The sequence below is a fragment of the Pseudonocardia terrae genome (genome assembly GCF_021343995.1).
Classification (GTDB): Bacteria; Actinomycetota; Actinomycetes; order Mycobacteriales; family Pseudonocardiaceae; genus Pseudonocardia; species Pseudonocardia terrae.
This window is the reverse complement of sequence record NZ_JAJTTE010000043.1, coordinates 48,678-65,930: the sequence shown is the minus strand read 5'-3', so window position 1 is coordinate 65,930 and position 17,253 is coordinate 48,678. Positions and strand designations below refer to the sequence as shown.

Below are 17,253 nucleotides of genomic sequence, written 5' to 3'. Positions count from 1 at the left end.
TAGAGCGCCACGAGCGTGAACGTCACACCCCAGGCCTTGACCCGGGACTCACCGAACTCACCTCGTGTCGGGGTCGGAGACCCCTTCGTACGTACCGCGTTCAACTCGGATCCCTCCATTGGAATCGTGGGTCGCCGGGCTGGTGGGGCTCAGCGCGGGGGCATCCGGATCGCGCCGTCCAGCCGGATGGTCTCGCCGTTGACATAGCCGTTCTCGAGCAGCGTGGCGGCCATGTGCGCGTAGTCGGCGGGGTCGCCGAGACGCTTGGGGTGGGGGACACCCGCGGCGAGGTCGGCCCGGATGTCCTCGCGCAGCCGCGCCAGCATCGGGGTGTCGAACACACCCGGCGCGATGGTGTTGACCCGGATCAGCCTGCTCGCGAGGTCACGGGCCGCGACGATCGTCATCGCGTGCACCGCGCCCTTCGAGGCGCTGTAGGAGGTCTGGCCGATCTGGCCGTCGAAGGCCGCGACGGACGCCGTGAGCACGATCGCGCCCCGCTCGCCGTCGACGGGCTCGTTGCGGGCCATGGCCTCGGCGGCGAGCCGCAGCACCGTGTAGGTACCGACGAGGTTGATCTCGAGGACCTCGCGGAACCGGTCGACGTCGGCGGGCTTGCCGTCGCGGTCGAGGATGCGCAGCCGATCGCCCCCGCGGCCCGCGCAGTGCACGACCCCGCGCAGCGGCGGCCTGCCGTCCGCGGTGGCGGCGGCGAACACCTCACGCAGCCCGTCGTCCTCCCGGATGTCGGCCGGGACGAACTGCACGCCCCCGCCCAGCGCCGCTGCGGTAGCCGCACCGTCGGACCCGGGCAGATCGGTGATGGTGACGGCCGCGCCGTCGCGGACCAGGTGGGCCGCCGTGGCGGCGCCTAGCCCGGACGCGCCGCCGGTGACGACGACGGACGTGTCGGCGATCTTCACTGCGGTGCTCCTCCTCGTGTGGTGCTCATGTCAGACGACGTCCTTGTCGCGCAGGCGCTCGATCTCCTCGGCGCTCAGCCCGGCGATCTCGCGCAGCACGTCGTCGGTGTCCGCGCCCAGGCGGGGAGGCACGGCGCTCGGGCCCGCGGCGGCGTCGTCGAACCGGATACCCAGTCCGACCTGTGGGATGACCGCGCCGTTGCGCTCGATGCCGTAGAACAGCCCGCGCCCGCGCAGGTGCGGGTCGGCCGCGACCTCGTCGAGCGAGTTGATCGGGCCCGCGGGCACCCGGGCCTCGGCGAGGACCCCGAGCCAGTGCACGCGGGACTGTCCGCGCAGGATGCCCGCGATCCGCTCGACGATCTCGGCGCGGTGCTCGCGGCGGTCGGAGTTGCTCCGGAAGCGCGGGTCGGCGCCGAACTCCGGATCACCGACGGACGCCCAGAACCGCGCCCAGATGCCGTCGTTGCCCAGCCCGAGGGTGAGCGGACGGTCGGCGGTCTCGAACGCCTGGTAGATCGCGATCACGCTGTCGGTGCCACCGCTGCGGCGCGGGACCTCGCCCGATCCCAGGTAGCTGACCAGCCGCGGCGCGAGCATCCGGGTCATGCTCTCGACCAGCGAGACGTCCACGCCGTGGCCGCGCCCGGTGCGGGCGCGGTCGAACAGCGCGCTGACGGCACCGAGCGCTGCGTCCATGCCGGCCAGGACGTCCGCGGCGGGCGCCCCGATCTTCTGCGGCGGGGAGTCTGCCGCCCCGGTCACGTCCATGATCCCGCTGTAGCCCTCGGCGATCAGGTCGTAGCCCGACAGGCCCGCGTGCTCGCCGGTCAGGCCGTAGCCGGAGATGGAGACATGCACGAGGTCGGGCCGGACGGCGGTGAGGGTCTCCCGGTCCAGGCCCAGCTTGCGCTGCACCCGGCCGGTCATGTTCACCACGACGACGTCGCAGGCGGCGACGAGCCGGTGCAGCACTTCCTGCCCCGGCGCCGACGTGATGTCCAGGGTGACGCTGCGCTTGGACCGGTTGACGCTGAGGAACCAGAGCGACTCGCCGTCGAGGAACGGCGGGCCCCAGGCCCGGCTGTCGTCCCCGGACCCGGGGCGTTCGACCTTGAGGATCTCCGCGCCGAGGTCCCCGAGCAGCATCGTGGCGTACGGCGCGGCGACGGACGTTGTGAGGTCGAGGACCCGGATCCCGGACAGCAGGCCGGGGCGGCCGGTAGGAGCCGGGTCGAGGTCGTGGGAGGGGAGTGGCGCGCTCACAGGGCCTCGAGGATGGTCGCGTTGGCCATACCGCCCGCCTCGCACATGGTCTGCAGGCCGTAGCGGATGCCGTCGTCCTGCATGCGGTGGACGAGGGTCGTCATCAGCCGGGCGCCGGACCCGCCGAGCGGGTGGCCGAGCCCGATGGCGCCGCCGCGGGCGTTGAGCAGCTTGGGATCGGCGCCGGTCTCCTTGAGCCAGGCCCCGGTCACCGGGGCGAACGCCTCGTTGACCTCGAACGCGCCGATCTCGCTGAGCTGCAGGCCCGCCCGGTCCAGGACCTTCGCTGTCGCAGGGATCGGTGCGGTCAGCATGATCACCGGGTCGACGGCGGCGAGCGCGAACGAGTGGAAGCGGGCGAGCGGGCGCCAGCCGTGCTTCGCTGCGATCTCGCTGGTCGTCACAAGCAGGGCCGCAGCGCCGTCGGAGATCTGCGAGGAGTTCCCCGCGGTGACCACGCCGTCCTCGCGGAAGGCGGGCTTGAGCTGCGCCAGCTTCTCGGGGGTGCCGCCGCGGCGGACACCCTCGTCGGTGTCGACGACGACCGGGCCGTCGGGACCGTCCACGGTCACCGGCACGATCTCCGTCTCGAACAGGCCGGCGTCGATCGCTCGGGCGGCCCGCTCGTGGGAGTCCAGCGCGTGCAGGTCCAGTTCGGCGCGGCTGAGCTCCCAGCGCTCGGCGACGGCCTCCGCGCTGATGCCCTGGTTGAACTCGACGCCCTCGTAGCGCTCGCGCACGGTGGGGCCGAACGGCTTGCCGGGGCCCTGGGTGCGGGCCGAGCCCATCGGCACCCGCGACATCGACTCCACGCCGCCGCAGACGACGATGTCGTACTGCCCGGCGATCACGCCCGCGGCGGCGAAGGTGGCGGCCTGCTGCGACGAGCCGCAGGCGCGGTCGACGCTCGTGCCGGGGACCTCCTCCGGCCAGCCCGCGGCGAGCGCCGCGTACCGGCCGACGTTGCCGCCCTGCTCGCCGACCTGCGAGGCACAGCCCCAGATGACGTCCTCGACGAGGGCCGGGTCGAGCCCGGTCCGCTCGGCGAGCCCCCGCAGCACGGCGGCGGACAGGTCCACCGGGTGCTCCCCGGACAGCGCCCCGTTCCGCTTGCCGATCGGGGTCCGGACGGCCTGGACGATGACGGCGTCACGCATGGGTCAGCCTCTCCTTGAGCTCGGTCTTGAGGATCTTCCCGGTGGGGGTGGTGGGCAGTTGGTCCACGAACACCACTTCGGAGATCCGCTTGTACGGGGGGACCTGGCTCGCGACGCGCTCGCGCAGCCCGTCCCCGGTCAGCCCCGCGGCAGGGTCGGCGACCACGAATGCCACGGCCCGCTCTCCGACGACCGGTTCGGGCCGCCCGACGACGGCGGCCTGCTTCACCCCGTCGATCGCGGTCAGCAGCTCCTCGAGCTCGCGGGGGTAGACGTTGTACCCCTTGTAGATCAGCATCTCCTTGAGCCGCCCGGTGATGGCGAGGTAGCCGTCGGCGTCGAGCCTGCCGATGTCGCCGGTGCGCAGCCAGCCGCCCGGGAACTGCTCGGCCGTGAGCTCGGGATGGCCGAGGTATCCGGCGGCGACCTGCGGCCCGCGGATCCAGACCTCGCCGTCGGTGTCCGTCGGCAGCACCAGCTCAGGGTTGCGCAGGTCCCGGATCTCGATCACGGTGTCGAACACCGGCACCCCGACGGTGCCGATCCGGCGCTCGCCCTCCGGGGTGGTCGGGGGGAAGGTGGCGGTGCTCGTCGCCTCGGTGAGGCCGTAGCCCTCCAGCACGATCCCGTTCGGGAACGCCTCCTTCAGTGCAGCGTGCATGGCGGTGCCCATCGGGGCTGCGCCACTGGTCAGCGAGCGGACCGAGGAGAGGTCGCGGTCGGCGATGTCTGGCACGCCGAGCAGGGCGTGGTAGGCCGCGGGCGCGGTGGTCATGTAGTCCACGCCGTACTGCTCGACGAGGTCCAGCGTGCGGACCGGGTCGAAGCGGCCCGCGATGATCGCGGTGGCCCCCACGGCGACCATGAGGTTCAGGTTCATCAGCGCGTGCTGGTGGTAGAGCGGGGACAGGATGAGCCCGACGGAGTGGCCGATCCGGACCGGGTACTCGGCGGTCTCCGGGATCTCCCGAAGCCGGATCTCCGCGCCGTGGACCTCCGGCAGGGTGCCCGCCCGCCAGCAGGCCATCGACAAGAGGTTCGCGAGGACGTTGCGGTGCAGCAGCTGGACCGGCTTGGGGTTGCCCGTCGTGCCGCCGGTGTAGGCGAGCAGCGCCGTGTCCTCCGGGCTGACCGAGACCTCCGGCGGCTCGCTGGGCAGGCCCTCGACCAGCTCGGTGTAGCCGCCCGGTCCGTCGGTGCTGTCGGTCGCCGCGGACCCCGGCAGGGTCACGACCAGGTTGAACAGGTCGCCGACCGCCTCGCGGAGGGCGTCCGCGCAGTCGGGGTGGGTCACGGCGGCGACGGCGTTCGTCTCCCGCAGCTGCCGCTCCAGCGCCGAGGCCGGCTGCAGCGGGCTGAACAGGCTGACCGTGCCACCCGCCAGCAGGATCCCGAACCAGCCGATCGGGTGGTACATCCCGTTCGGCGCGTGCAGGGCGACGACGTCTCGCTCGCGGACGCCGGCCCGGCGCAGCGCGTGCGCGAGCCTGCTCGACGCGGCGAGCAGCTCGGCGAAGGTGAGCGTCTCGTCGCCCTCCCGCAGCGCGATCCGTTCCGGGAACGTCGCGGCCGTGCCTCGCAGGAGCCCCGTCACCGGGAGCGCCGGGTACTCGAGCGAGCGCGGCAGGCCCTTGGGCCGTATCGGTGCTTCGGTGGTGGTGCCCTCTATCATCGCGACGTCCTCCTCGACGAAACACGCGGCAAGTCCGGGGACCAGTGAAAGGCGCCTGCATTCATAGCGCAAACAACAATTCCTACTGTCACCGTCAGGAAGAAGCTATGAGTCGAGCTGACGGACTACAGTCCACGGCGTGGAACGCCGCTCCGCCGAGTACTTCCTGGCCGTCGTGGAGCACGGGTCGATGACGGCCGCGGCCGCCGCGCTCTACGTCAGCCAGCCGACGCTGTCGATCGCCATGCGCAGGCTGGAGGCGCGGCTGGGTGTGGACCTGTTCCACCGCTCGACCCGCGCGCTCACGCTGACCGAGGCCGGGCGGTCGCTCGTCGAGCCCGCCCGCCGGATCCTCGCCGACATCGACCGCGCCCGCCGGACGGTGCAGGACGTGGTGTCGCTGCAGCGCGGCGAGCTGGTCGTGTCCGCGGTGCCCGAGCATGCGCCGCACCCCCTGCCCGCGATCGTCGCGCGGCTGCGCGAGCGGTTGCCGGACGTGCGCGTGGTGCTGCGGAGCGGCACCGCGGAGTCGGTCGAGAACGACCTGCGGGAGGGGCGATGCGAGGTGGCGATCACCGACGGGCTGCTGCGCGGCGGCGAGGAGGTGTGCCAGCACCGCGGACCGGACCAGGAGGTCGTGCTGGTCAGCCCGTTGGACGTGACGCTGCCCGACCCGCTGCCGCGGGCCCGGCTGAGCGAGATCCCGCTGGTCCTGGAGGTCGCGGACCACTGGCTGCGCGCGGAGCTCGGCGAGCACCTGACGTCGGTGGTCGTCGACTGTGCGCACCGGCAGGCCATCCGGACGCTCGTCTCGGAGGGCGCTGGGTCGGCCCCGATGGCGCGTGGGACGGCCGCCGTGGTGATGTCCGGCCATGTGCCGGTACGGCTCGACCCGCCCGCGTGGCGGCCGTTCATCCTCGCCCACCGGGCGGGGCCGCCGTCGCCCGCGGCGCGGGCGGTGATCGAGGCCGCGGGCCTGCCTGCTCAGTGCCCCGGGGCTCGGCGTCAGCCGCTCGGCGCGGGAGCCGGGTCGACCGGCGTGGCGGGGTCGGCCAAGGTCAGGGCCCGCTCGAGGAACGCGGCGCCCGCCCTGGACAGCCTGCGCGGGTCGTAGAGGACCCCGTGGGCCCGCTGCACCGGCGGATCGAGGCCGCGGACCTGGGCGCCGCGGGCGACGAGCTCGGCGGCGCCGGACCGCTCCATGAAGGTCGCCCCCACGCCGTCGAGAACCATTGAGTCCAGGGCCTCCCGGTGATGAGTCACTACTGCGATACGAGTCCGGGTGCCTGCCTGGTGCATCTGTTCTTCGATCTGCACACGCATCGGGGCACCGCGAGGCACGAGCAGCATCGGAAGGTCCGGGAGCTGCGCGAGGGCCACGACGTGTTCGGGTGGCAGGTGTGCATCGGGCGGGGCGACCAGCACGTAGTCGAGGACGCCCAATGCCCGGGTCTCGAACTCCGCAGCCGGGACCGGAAGATGACTGAAGACCAGCTCCCAGTGACCCTGGCGCAGTAGGGCGGCAGGGTCGTCGTCCTCGGACAACGCTCCCATCCGCACTGTGACGGCTGGATGCGACCGCCGGAATGCACCGACGAGCCGGGCGACCGGGTGGGCGGCAACATACACAGACGCCAGGATGTCCAGCCGACCCGAAACCGAGGTAGCCGACGACAGCGGCGCGCTGTCGGCGGCCGACGCGCTTCGCACGATGCGCCGGGCGGGCCCGACGAAAGCTCTTCCCGCAGCGGTGAGCGCGACCCCTCGTCCGATGCGGTGGAACAGCTCCGCACCCAGCGACTTCTCCAGAGAACGCACCCCTTGAGACACGGACGCACTCGACAAGCCGAGCGCCGTTGCCGCGGAACCGACGCCCCCGTTGTCCACCACCGCCAGGAAGTAGCTGACCTGCCGCACTTCCATTCCTGAACCCTAGCTTCTTCGGGCATGCAGGGCCTCGCTCGCAAGTTGGCGCGGGTCACCGTCACGGCCGGTGGCGGTACCGCACTTACGGGAGGACGCCGGTGCTGTCGGAGCGTACGTCTGTCGGCCTGGATGTCCACGCCCGTTCTGTGGTCGGGTGCGCGATCGACGACCAGGCCGGGGAGATCCGAACTCTGCGGTTGTTGCCGAAGACCTCGCAGATCGTGGACTGGATCAAAGCGTTGCCGGGGCCGGTCGCGGTCAGTTCCGAGGCCGGCCCGACTCGGCTTCGGCCCGGCCAGAGCGTTGAACGCCGCCGGGAACCGGTGCGAGGTGGTGGCCCCGTCCAAGCTTGAGCGCCCGCCCGGGGACAAGGTCAAGACCGACCGGCGCGATACCGAGCGGCTGGCCCGGCTGCTGCGGACCGGGGCGCTGCTCGGAATTCGGGTTGCCGACCGAGGCCGAGGAGGCCGCCCGGGATCTGGTGCGGGCCGGCGAAGACGCCCGGGGATCTGATGCGGCCCCTAGTTGACAGGAGCGGCCTCCATATCAGCTGTCGACCCTTTCGGGGCGCCGCCATGACCACCCCAACAACAGCAAGGAGGCGACCCAAACATTTATCGACAGGTACTCGGGCTAACGCTGAACCGCGCTTACGTCTGCTGTACTCAGTGATCTCGAATAGCTGTGCGCAGCTTGGGCCGGATATTTGATAGTGAAGGATTCAGCATCTGGACGATGCTCGAAGCGTCGTTGAGGTGAGTCCGATGCGATCGTGGTGTCAAACCACGGTTGCCGCCAGCCCGACGGGCTCCGGTGCCTCTGTATCCGTTGCCGAAGATCGTCAGGACGATAGCTAGGGCTCGGGCGAGGTCAGGAGGCAGGTCACCAGTCCATCAGTTGTGAAAGCACTGATTCGACCTGGCGTTCGCAGGGGTCCAGGCCCTACCTTCCTTCATGTAGTAAAACCTTTGATCGCTGCTCAGCTTGGGCGGTGATGAGACCCGAGCACCTCGCCCAACGAGGGAAGCACGCGATGATGAACCCGAGCCAGGCCGCAACCGCAGGGCTGGCCGCCGCGCCTGCTGCACGAGACGGCGAACCCGCCGCGTCGCGCAGTCGGATGGCCGTTCCCGTCGCTCTGTACGAGCGCCGTTCCACCGAGCGAGAGGTCTTCGTGGCCCGACCGGCTGATCCTGCGCTCGGATTTCCGCGGCCACCCGCGCTCCCGATTCTTTGAAAGGACGCCTTTCATGGCAAAGCCATTCGCCTCCGCCGACACCGCCGCCAAGGAGCAGACCCTCGAGGTCCTCGCCGACGGGGTGTACGCCCTGACCGCCGAGGGCGACCCGAACATCGGGGCGATCGAGGGGGAGGACTTCCTGGTCTGCTTCGAGGCCCTCGCCACTCCGGTGGCCGCGGAGAAGTGGCTGGCGAAGCTGCGCGAGCACACCGACAAGCCGGTGCGCTACCTGGTGCTCTCGCACTACCACGCGGTCCGGGTGCTGGGCGCGAGCGCGTTCGACACGGAGACGATCGTGTCCCACGAGATCACCCGGGACCTGGTCGCGGAGCGGGGCAAGGAGGACTGGGAGTCGGAGTTCGCGCGGATGCCGCGGCTGGCGGAGGCGGCGGACTCGGTGCCGGGGCTGACCTGGCCGACGCTGACCTTCGCCGACCGGCTGACCATCGACCTGGGCGGGGACCGGGGTGATCTGGTGCTGCAGTACCACGGCCGCGGTCACACCGAGGGCGACATCACCGCCTGGCTACCGCGGCAGAAGATCCTGTTCGCCGGCGACCTGGTCGAGGCGCAGGCCGCGCTCTACACCGGCGACGCGTTCCACCGCGACTGGGCTGGTGCGACGCTGGACCGGATCAAAGCCCTGGGCGCCGAGCAGTTGGTCGGCGGGCGCGGCGCGGTCAGCCGCGGCCGTGCCGAGGTCGACGCCGCGATCGAGCAGACCCGTGGGTTCCTGCAGGTGGTGATCCGCGAGGTCGGCGGGGTGCAGCGGCGCGGTGGGACGCTGAAGGAGGCGTTCGAGGCCGCGCACGCCGCGCTGGTGGACGACTACGGGCACTGGCCGATCTTCGAGCACTGCCTGCCGTTCGACGTCTCGCGGCTGTGGGACGAGCTGTCGGGCGTCGAGCGCCCGGTCATCTGGACGGCCGAGCGCGACCAGGAGGTCTGGGCCCAGCTGCAGGGCTGAGCCCCGGTTCAGGACTCGCGACGACGGGAGTACCGCATGACCACCGCACCTCGCCCGCGGAGCGGGGACCGAGCGGCGGGCCCCTGGCCCACCGCACCGGTGCTCGTCCTGGGCGCCGGCCCGGTCGGCCAGACCACCGCCCTGCTGCTGGCCCGGTGGGGCGTGCCGACCGTGGTTCTCGACCAGCGCCCCGAGCGGGACATGGTCGGGTCCAAGGCGATCTGCCAGCAGCGCGACGTCCTCGACGTCTGGGAGGCCGTCGGCGCCGGCCGGCAGATCGCTGACGAGGGCGTCACCTGGACCACGGCGCGCACCTTAAACCGCCTCTGGCGTCACCGCCGACGAGGTCCGCGCCGCCACCGACGCCGATCTGCACGATGCCGAACGGCAGGACGTCACCCCCCGAGCGACGAAGCTGGAGACCATCTGATGCGCACCGAGATGCTGATCGGCGGGAAGTGGAGCGGCGGGTCCGGCGGCACGTTCGCCACCCACAACCCCGCCACCGGCGAGGTGATCGCCGAGCTGCCCGAGGGCACCCCATCCGACGTCGACGCCGCCGTAGCCGCAGCGGCTGCGGCGTTCGAGAGCCCGGAATGGGCCGGGCTCGCCCCGGCCGCCCGGGCGAAGCTGCTGCTGCGCATCGCCGACCTGCTCGAGGAGAACGCCGAGGAACTGGCCCGGCTCGAGACCGCCGATCAGGGCCAGCCCTTCGCCATCAGCAGCGGGATCTCGATCCCCAACGCTGTGGAGCACTTCCGTTACTACGCCGGCTGGCCACAAGATCACCGGGATCACCGCGCCGTTGTCCATTCCCAACGTCGACTACCGCACCCGCCGCGAGCCTCTCGGCGTCTGCGGGCTGATCACGCCGTGGAACTTCCCGCTGATGATCGCGGTGTGGAAGCTCGCTCCGGCGCTGGCCACCGGCAACACCGTGGTGATCAAGCCGGCTGAGCAGACCCCGCTATCCACACTGCGCCTGGCCGAACTGATCGAGCAGGCCGGAGACCCGGCCGGGGTGGTCAACGTCGTCACCGGCGGTCCCGAGGTGGGCAAGGCGCTGGTCCGGCACCCGAAGGTCGCCAAGATCTCCTTCACCGGCTCCACCGAGGTCGGCCGCGAGATCGCCGCCGAGGCCGGCCGCGCGCTGAAGAAGGTCTCGCTCGAGCTGGGCGGCAAGGCCCCCAGCATCATCACCGCGGATGCCGATATCGACGCCGCGGTGCAGGGCAACATCATGGGGGGCTGCTCGACTCCGGACAGGTGTGCGCCGCCTACACGCACTTCTACGTCGATGCCCGCCGCGCCGACGAGTTCACCGACAAGCTCGCCACCGCCGCCGGCTCCATGACCCTGGGCAACGGGTTCGACCCCGCCACGCAGCTCGGCCCGCTGGTCACCGCCGAGCAGGTCGACCGCGTCGACTCCTACGTCCGGATCGGGCAGGACGAGGGCGCGCAGCTGGTCACCGGCGGCACGCGGGGCGACGGCGAGCTGGCCCGGGGCAACGTCTACCGGCCCACCGTGTTCGGCGGGGTCACCCAGGACATGCGGATCGCCCGCGAGGAGATCTTCGGCCCGGTCCTGTCCGTGCTCCCGTACGACGACCCCGACCAGCTCGTCGCACTCGCCAACGACACCGACTACGGCCTGGCCGCGGTGATCTGGACGCGTGACGTTCGGGTCGCGAACCGGCTCGCCCAGCAGGTCAAGGCCGGCACGGTGTACATCAACATGCCCCCGTTCCTCGACGCTGCCGCGGCCTCGGGCGGGATGAAGGCCTCCGGCCTCGGCAGGGAGATGGGCTGGGAGGCCATCGAGACATTCACCGAGGTCAAGAGCATCTGGACCAACTTGGCCTGACCCCGCGTGGACCCGCTACTGCAGAAACGACCCGATCACAGTACGGCGACCCTGTCCTGGTCAGACCGCGGGACAGCACCGGTCTGCTCGATCTCGACGAGTTCGTCGCCGACGCGGCCGTTCTCGCGTGCGAACCCGAGCAGCTGCCGACCGCGTTGGAGCACGTCGTTTGACCGCGTGCCGACCTCAGCCTGCACACCGAACGATTCTCGGCCTCCGTTCGGCCAGCGGCGACTAACACCGCATTCGACGTCATTCTCGCGCGTGCGGGTGACGTTGCGCGTGGACGCCGGGAAGACCGTGCTCGAGGCGGGGGCGAGCCCAAGGCGCTTTCGTCCTGCGCCGAGGGGCTGTGCGGCACCTGCGAGACGCCCGTGCTCGCGGGCGTGCCGGAGCACCGGGACGTCGTCCTATCCGAGGACAAGATGGCCCGGGGTGAGTCGATGGTGATCTGCGTGTCGAGGTGTACCGGGGAGCCCTTGGTGTTGGATCTGTGATGCGTTCTATTGGGCCTGGTCGTGCCAGGATCGGCTCCTAGTAGTAGCGGCCGCCGGGTCAGCACTCCCACCTTCTGGGCGTGGAGCCCTTAGTTGGCCCTGGGCCCAGACCAGCCAGGCGGGCTGCAAGGTTGTGGTCTATCGCGATACTCGCAGGATGACTGACGCGGCAGGCCAGCTTGACCAGCCCTCGGTAGCGATTGCTGATTTGTACTGGTTGACGTTCGTTGCCGGGCGCTCTGACCGGGTTCTCGGTGTCCAGGCCGCTGCCGGCTGGGTTCTGGGCCGCGCCCGTGGGCCTGTGACCGGTCGCGACGAGCAGCCGGTCGGGAAGCGGCTGGCCATCACCGAGATGTGGGCGGCAAGTTCCGGCATGGGGGAGGGTCCGGCGCCGCCGCTGGAGGCGGTGTGCGCCCAGCAGGGGGTGGCGTTCTGGGAACCGGTTCCGGTCAGCCCGGGTTGGGCGCATGGAGCGTGGGTGACGTTGCGGTGGGCGACGGGCACAAGTGGGCAGCGCGCGCCCCTGCGGCTGCCTGTCCGTGACACGTCTGGTCGAGTGCTAGCCGCGGAGGAGCTGCTGGCGCAGTCCCGGGCTGCGTATCCGCACTGGGAGTGGCTTCCCGAGCAGGTGGCCGAGGCAAGGGCGGTCGCCGAGCAGACCGCCTCGCGGTCGGCTCGGCTGGCCGCGATCGTGGAGAACATGCGCCTTCGCCACGCTGCCTAAAGTCCCAACGCTCGGTCCATGCCCTCGGCTTCTTGCGCGGAATCGTTGGCGGACCACATCGCGAGTTGCTGAGCGCGTTCCTGGTCTTCGTCTTGCTGGTGGGCGGCGTCGAGGGCCATTTGGGCTTCGATCTCAGCTAGCGCCGCCTGTGCGCGAGCGATGGCGTCACGGGTTGTGTCGAGGGTTGGTGGCGCTGTTGCGTCGCCGCGCGACACCTGTGCCGGTGCCGCTTCGAAGGGTCCGTGGTGTGCGGCGATGTCGGTTTCGGTGATCTCGCGGTGCTGGTCTTCCACGCTCTGTTCGGCGTGGTGTGCGGCGAGCCAGTCCTCGGCGGTGACACGGTCGTCGGATGTGTCGACGTCGACTCCGCGGGCGGCGAGTTCGGCGCGGGCCCGTTCGGCCTTGTCGCGGGTGACGGCGGTGTGGGCGTACCAGGCCGAGCGTGCCTCGTCGGTGGTCTCGAGCTCGTCGAGCCTGTCCTGCAGACGTGCGCTCTCGACCTCGGCCTGGGCTGCGGCCTGCTCGAGCTGGCGTCGGTCGTCGGGGTCGTCGGTGGCTTCGGCGCGGGCGGTCCAGATCTGGGCGTCGGTGCGGCGGCGTTCGAGCTGGCGGTGGGTGTCCGAAAGTTCGTCGGCGACGTAGTCCGGGGCCCATTCCTGCTCGCGCTGCATCGCGGCGACGCGGACGCGCAACTGGCCGTCGGTGAGTTCGCCTTCTTCGGCGCCGAAGTCGGGCAGGTCCAGTGCGGCGTGCGCGGTGCGCCAGATAGCGGCCTTCTCGCCGAGACCGGCGGGTGGGGCGGCGCCGAGCGGGTCGGTCTGGGAGTCGTGGTCGGCGAGTTCGCGGTAGAGGGCGGCCCAGCCGGCGCGGTGTTCCCATTCGCTGCGGGCGAGCAGGTCCTCGGGAACCGGTCCGAGGGCTTCGACGGCCCACTGGGAGGCTTCCTCGGCGGTCTGGGTGCCGAGTTCGCGGCGGCGGGTGTCGGCGTCGTCGGCGCGGTGGGCCAGCCAGCGCTGCCACTCCTCGTCAAGGCCAGCCGGAATGAGGTCGGTGCAGTCCTCGATGGTGGGGGTGAGCTGGCCGTCGAGGTGGGTGCGGATGCGGTGGTGCAGCACCTGTGCTGGGGAGTGGGCCCCGGCGAGGGAGTGGGAGGTGACGGCGTGCTCGAGGACCTGAGCGGGCTCGTGGCCGGCGAGTTCGGTGGTGCGCAGCAGCAGGGCGAGGCTGGTGAGGGCGGGGTCGGCGGCGAGGTCGTGCCGCTGGTCCGGCGTCAGTTTGTCCTCGGCGGCGAGGTGGTCGAGGTAGCGGTCGAGGCGTCCGGTGGTGGCGAGGGTGATGCCGTCGGCGAGCTGGTCGATGTGGCGCATGCCGGAGTGGGCGTCGAGGTGGGCCTGCTCGCGGGTGGTCAGCGCGGTGTGGTCGTCGCGGTCGCGCTCGAGGATGTCGGCGAGCACGGCGCGGGCGGCGCGGGGTTTGACGGTGGTGGTCTGTCCGGTGGGGGAGTCGTCGGCGACGGGGCGAGTGATGACCCAGGCGGTGTTGTGATCGCGGCCGCGGGTGAGCCCGACGTAGGCGAGGGCGGGGTCGGAGCCGCGGCCGAGGATGACGTGGCTGGTGTCGACGGTGCGGCCCTGGGCGGAGTGCCCGGGGAGGTCCAGAGCGGCCAGCCGTCCGGGGCGGTGAGGACTTGGATGTTGCCGCCGTGGGCGTGGTGTTTGCCCGACCACCACAGGTCGCAGCCGGGGGTGGGGCCGGGTCGGCGGAGGCGGTCGGTGCGGATCAGGGTGCCGTCGAGCTGCACGTGGGGGTAGCCGGCCGCGCGGGCAGCGAGCAGGGCTCCGCGCAGGCTGGGGGCGCGGGCGGCGAGCACGTCGATGGCCTCGTGCAGATACCGGTAGACCGTGGCGGAGCCGATCTGGTTGTCGCGGGCCAGTTGCGTGACCCGAGTGGCGTCGAGCAGCCAGCGCAGCACCAGCACCGCGTGGGCGCGGCAGTCCAGCGCGCGCCGGCCCCGCCGGGTGCCGCGGCGGGCGCGTTCGACGTCGAGGAGCCGAGCCAGGAACGCGAGGGTGGACTCCCGGATCGGGAGCACGGCGGTGTAGGTGACAGGATCGGACACGCAGGACCTCGGTGTGAGTGTTGATCTGTGGAAGGACCAACTTCTCTACCGGGGTCCTGCGCCCGTTCCGGGCCAACTCACCACCATCGGCGTGTCGCCCCGACACCACCCAGCGCTACTGAGAATGGCTCATTGAATCCCCGAAGGCGTTGCGGCAGACCTGGACGGCGTGCTCTCGGAGGGGGCGACGTCGGGCAGGTGCTCGGCCAGGGCGTCGAGCAGCCCGGCGAGCGGCTGGCGGTAACGGTCGGGAACGGGCAGGGGCGGCCTGGTTACAACAAGGACATCCGGCAAGCCACGACGGACGGGACTGCCCAGGGTCTCGACGCCCCGCCTTGGTTCAGGCCGCAGGCCGACGAGCAATAGTGCGCCACGAGGTGGACGCCCCGAGCGGATCCTGCCCGATTCGATCGGCGGTCGCGCGGCAATGGTGACGGACAACGCGCGTTGTTCGGGCCTTCCACCGAAGACGCCGCACTCCCAGCCGCTACCCGGCCGGCCTCGGGCAGGGAGCCACCCTGTCAGCCGGACGCGGGGCCACGCTCCTTCTGCTGCAACGCGAACAGGCTGGTATAGCCACCCGACCAGTCCGGCGGGATGAGGCAGGGCCGCGGGTCGTGGTGGGCCCAGCGCGCCCGCTGCCCGCGCACGACCTCCTCGGCGTGGCTCGATGGGAGCGGGTTCGCGGTGTAGGGCAGGGCGTCGGCCGCCTTGTATACGTTGAGCAGCAACGGTCGCCCGATCGGGGAGTCATTGGCCGCCGAGTGGTGCGCGGTGCGGCAGTTGTGCACGGTCACCGAGCCGGCCGGGCCGGGCAGGTACACGGTGCGCTCGGTATCGAGCCCGGCAGCGTCTCGGTCCGAGAGGGCTCCCGCCCACGTGCCGTCGTCGGCGTACAGGTCGTGGAGCGGGCCCTCGTGGCTGCCCGGGAGCACCCCGAGGGGCCCCTGCTCCATGCCGCAGTCGTACAGGTACGTCCCGAAGGTCAGCGGCGTGTAGTTGGTGTGTGGCCAGTACTGGATGTCCTGGTGCCACTTGACCTCGGCGCCCCCGCGCGCCCACTTGAAGTTGAGCTTCGAGTGGTGGAACGCGACGTCCGGTCCCACGAGATCGGCCGCGACGTCGGCGAGCAGCGAGTCCCGGGCGTAGGCCCAGTAGTCCGGGTGCTGGTCGACAGGGCTCGTGACCCGGCGCAGCCGCGGGGCGGCGGCGGTGTGATCGGGCTCGAGATCGAAGACCCGGTCCGAAGCCGTCACCGCGCGGCTGCGCTCGACCATCTCGTCGGTGGCCGCGCGCAGGCGCTGCAGCCACTCCTCGGAGATGAGCCGCTCCAGCAGCAGGTAGCCGTCCTCCCAGTACGACTCGCGCTGCTCCACAGCGAGGACCTTGGCGGGCACGCGTCGGATCTCGTCAATGTGCATGTCGATCTCCGTTTTCTCGGTGAGCATCTCCTGCTCCCCGACGTGGCCTCCGGACTCGTTGTCCGCTGTGCTTCCACTCTCGCGCGAACGCGACTGCTCTCCCATCGGCCAGTCGGCCGAGCTGAACGAGAACCCGGGCGTCCACCGATAGGCCGCCCGGCACCAGGGCGGGGTGCTTCTGGTTCCGGTCCCGAGAGGCCCGGGCGGCCACGCCGCCCCGCTCGTCGAGCCACGCGCGGACCCCGCGCTCCGACCGGCCCTTGAGGTTGCTTGCCGCGGTCGTGCTCCTCGATCGCGCCCTCGCCGCGGAGTTCGCCTTCGAGTCGCAGGTCGGCCCGAGCAACGTGTCCTGCTGCTGCGGCGGTGCAGACCCAGGCCCTACAACGCCAAGCTGTGCCGAGGCGGCCATGAGTGGGCCACGCGGCAGGCCACCAGGGAAGGGCTCGTCTACACCGCGCTGGACAACGGGTTCGCCGCTCTAGATGACCCGGGCCACGGTGGACGGTCAGATGATCGTGGTGCGCGACATGGCGAGCTGCGTCGACGGGCGGGCCCATGAGGGCACCTGCCGAACGAGATCTCGATCGGGGCGAATTGCCGGCCACCCGATTGCCCTTGGCCTCGTCGGAGCCCGTCATCGGGCGAGGCGACACCACTCGTCGCGCCGAGTGTCCACGCGGCAGAGGGAGGCGCTCAGGTGTCTTCTCGTTGCTTGGGGAATGTGTCACCTGCAGGGTGATGGCCGATCCGCCGGCGCTGATCGGATCGGTGCGGGAGTGGAGATCACTGGAGTGACTGCGGCGATGACTGCGAATGTCAGCGTGAACAGGCCGACGTATACAGCGAGTGTAGGGATGACCCCCTCCGGTGCTTGTCTGCATGGCTGCGGACAAGCCCGAAGGGGGCCGTCCCTGTGCTGCTGCTCTTCGGTCCGGCGCTCCGGACCGAGATAGATCAGCCTCGACCTACACCGACCTCAGTGTTCGTGCGCGGACACGCTTGCTCCAGGCCGAACATGCGGCGCTTCCGCGCTTCGCGTCGGCGAAGGTCAGCAGTGCTTCATTTCGTCCGGGCTGGCGTCGACGCTGATTGCGTCGCGGTGCACGAACCCCGTCTTGCCCTGCGGGTCGGGGGTCAGGCTGATGCGGAACCAGTTGTGGTTGCCGTCTATCTCCTGACCCTCGGTGAAGCACAGCGCGGTGACCTGCTGGTTGGGCTTCAGGTTGGTGAAGACCGCCCCCGACTGGTTGTTCGAGTTCTGGTATGCCGTCGTGGGTGCCTTGATGTAGGCCGGGTGACCGGCCTCCGCGGCGGTCGCGGGCGCGGCGAATCCCACGAGGCCGACTACAGCGACCGCGGCCCCGGAGGCCGCGAGGAAGATCTTGCGCATGGCGGTTGCCTTTCCCTTCGGTGTCGGCACCGGCTTCCGGCGCCGACCACCACCTTCGGCGGGGCGCGCGTTACGCGGTGTCGGG

At 71.1% G+C, this 17,253-nt stretch carries 12 protein-coding genes and 4 pseudogenes; 7 read left to right on the top strand and 9 right to left on the bottom strand.

The annotated features are described in order from the left end of the window. Positions 1–149: 149 nt before the first annotated feature. Genes LWC33_RS25155 through LWC33_RS25140 form a run of 4 tightly spaced genes read right to left on the bottom strand, consistent with a single transcriptional unit; the run spans position 150 to position 5,018 of the window. Positions 150–923 carry an SDR family oxidoreductase gene (locus LWC33_RS25155; RefSeq protein WP_233307100.1) on the bottom strand — a complete coding sequence of 258 codons (774 nt, stop codon included), beginning with the start codon at positions 921–923 and terminating at the stop codon, positions 150–152. Positions 924–953: 30 nt separating this feature from the next. Next, complete coding sequence (locus LWC33_RS25150) at positions 954–2,189, bottom strand: CaiB/BaiF CoA transferase family protein (RefSeq protein ID WP_233307098.1); 1,236 nt, start codon at positions 2,187–2,189, stop codon at positions 954–956. Then, on the bottom strand, positions 2,186–3,346 hold the full coding sequence (locus LWC33_RS25145) for a thiolase family protein (RefSeq protein WP_233307096.1): 1,161 nt from the start codon (positions 3,344–3,346) through the stop codon (positions 2,186–2,188). Before LWC33_RS25145 ends, LWC33_RS25150 begins: the two co-directional genes overlap by 4 nt. Further along, on the bottom strand, positions 3,339–5,018 hold the full coding sequence (locus LWC33_RS25140) for a class I adenylate-forming enzyme family protein (protein ID WP_233307095.1): 1,680 nt from the start codon (positions 5,016–5,018) through the stop codon (positions 3,339–3,341). Before LWC33_RS25140 ends, LWC33_RS25145 begins: the two co-directional genes overlap by 8 nt. A 139-nt stretch (positions 5,019–5,157) precedes the next feature. Here LWC33_RS25140 and LWC33_RS25135 point away from each other — a divergent pair, with 139 nt between their 5' ends. Then, positions 5,158–6,132: a LysR family transcriptional regulator gene (locus LWC33_RS25135; RefSeq protein ID WP_233307091.1), complete on the top strand. Its 975-nt coding sequence runs from the start codon at positions 5,158–5,160 to the stop codon at positions 6,130–6,132. Here the strand turns inward: LWC33_RS25135 and LWC33_RS25130 are convergent. Beyond that, positions 6,024–6,941, bottom strand: coding sequence for a LysR family transcriptional regulator (locus tag LWC33_RS25130; protein ID WP_233307088.1), 918 nt, complete (start codon positions 6,939–6,941; stop codon positions 6,024–6,026). The two genes, LWC33_RS25135 and LWC33_RS25130, sit on opposite strands and share 109 nt — an antisense overlap. Before the next feature lie 269 nt (positions 6,942–7,210). Here LWC33_RS25130 and LWC33_RS25125 point away from each other — a divergent pair. From LWC33_RS25125 to LWC33_RS25105, 6 genes and pseudogenes are all read left to right on the top strand, one after another. Beyond that, positions 7,211–7,434 (top strand): annotated as a pseudogene (locus tag LWC33_RS25125) (IS110 family transposase); the annotation flags it as partial. Positions 7,435–8,194: 760 nt separating this feature from the next. After that, positions 8,195–9,151 (top strand): MBL fold metallo-hydrolase, encoded by a 957-nt coding sequence (locus LWC33_RS25120; RefSeq protein WP_233307087.1) that lies wholly within the window; start codon positions 8,195–8,197, stop codon positions 9,149–9,151. 36 nt (positions 9,152–9,187) lie between these two features. After that, a pseudogene (locus LWC33_RS25115) lies at positions 9,188–9,475 on the top strand (FAD-dependent monooxygenase); the annotation flags it as partial. A gap of 105 nt (positions 9,476–9,580) precedes the next feature. Continuing rightward, a pseudogene (locus LWC33_RS36615) lies at positions 9,581–11,017 on the top strand (aldehyde dehydrogenase family protein). A 191-nt stretch (positions 11,018–11,208) separates the two neighbouring features. Next, the gene (locus LWC33_RS36610) at positions 11,209–11,514 is read left to right on the top strand and encodes a 2Fe-2S iron-sulfur cluster-binding protein (protein ID WP_372476688.1); all 306 of its coding nucleotides are present in this window, start codon (positions 11,209–11,211) and stop codon (positions 11,512–11,514) included. 301 nt (positions 11,515–11,815) lie between these two features. Next, positions 11,816–12,238 carry a hypothetical protein gene (locus LWC33_RS25105; protein WP_233307084.1) on the top strand — a complete coding sequence of 141 codons (423 nt, stop codon included), beginning with the start codon at positions 11,816–11,818 and terminating at the stop codon, positions 12,236–12,238. Here the strand turns inward: LWC33_RS25105 and LWC33_RS25100 are convergent. The 4 genes and pseudogenes from LWC33_RS25100 to LWC33_RS25085 all read right to left on the bottom strand — a co-directional run bounded on the left by LWC33_RS25100 (position 12,235) and on the right by LWC33_RS25085 (position 17,168). Continuing rightward, positions 12,235–13,692, bottom strand: a complete 1,458-nt coding sequence (locus LWC33_RS25100) for a hypothetical protein (RefSeq protein WP_233307082.1) — start codon at positions 13,690–13,692, stop codon at positions 12,235–12,237. The genes LWC33_RS25105 and LWC33_RS25100 overlap by 4 nt on opposite strands. Before the next feature lie 131 nt (positions 13,693–13,823). Continuing rightward, positions 13,824–14,330: pseudogene (locus tag LWC33_RS25095) on the bottom strand (IS5/IS1182 family transposase); the annotation flags it as partial. Between the two features lie 548 nt (positions 14,331–14,878). After that, positions 14,879–15,805 carry a phytanoyl-CoA dioxygenase family protein gene (locus LWC33_RS25090; protein WP_233307080.1) on the bottom strand — a complete coding sequence of 309 codons (927 nt, stop codon included), beginning with the start codon at positions 15,803–15,805 and terminating at the stop codon, positions 14,879–14,881. 1,021 nt (positions 15,806–16,826) lie between these two features. Further along, a complete protein-coding gene (locus LWC33_RS25085) occupies positions 16,827–17,168 on the bottom strand; it encodes a hypothetical protein (protein WP_233307079.1) in 342 nt (113 codons plus the stop codon). Positions 17,169–17,253: the final 85 nt, after the last annotated feature.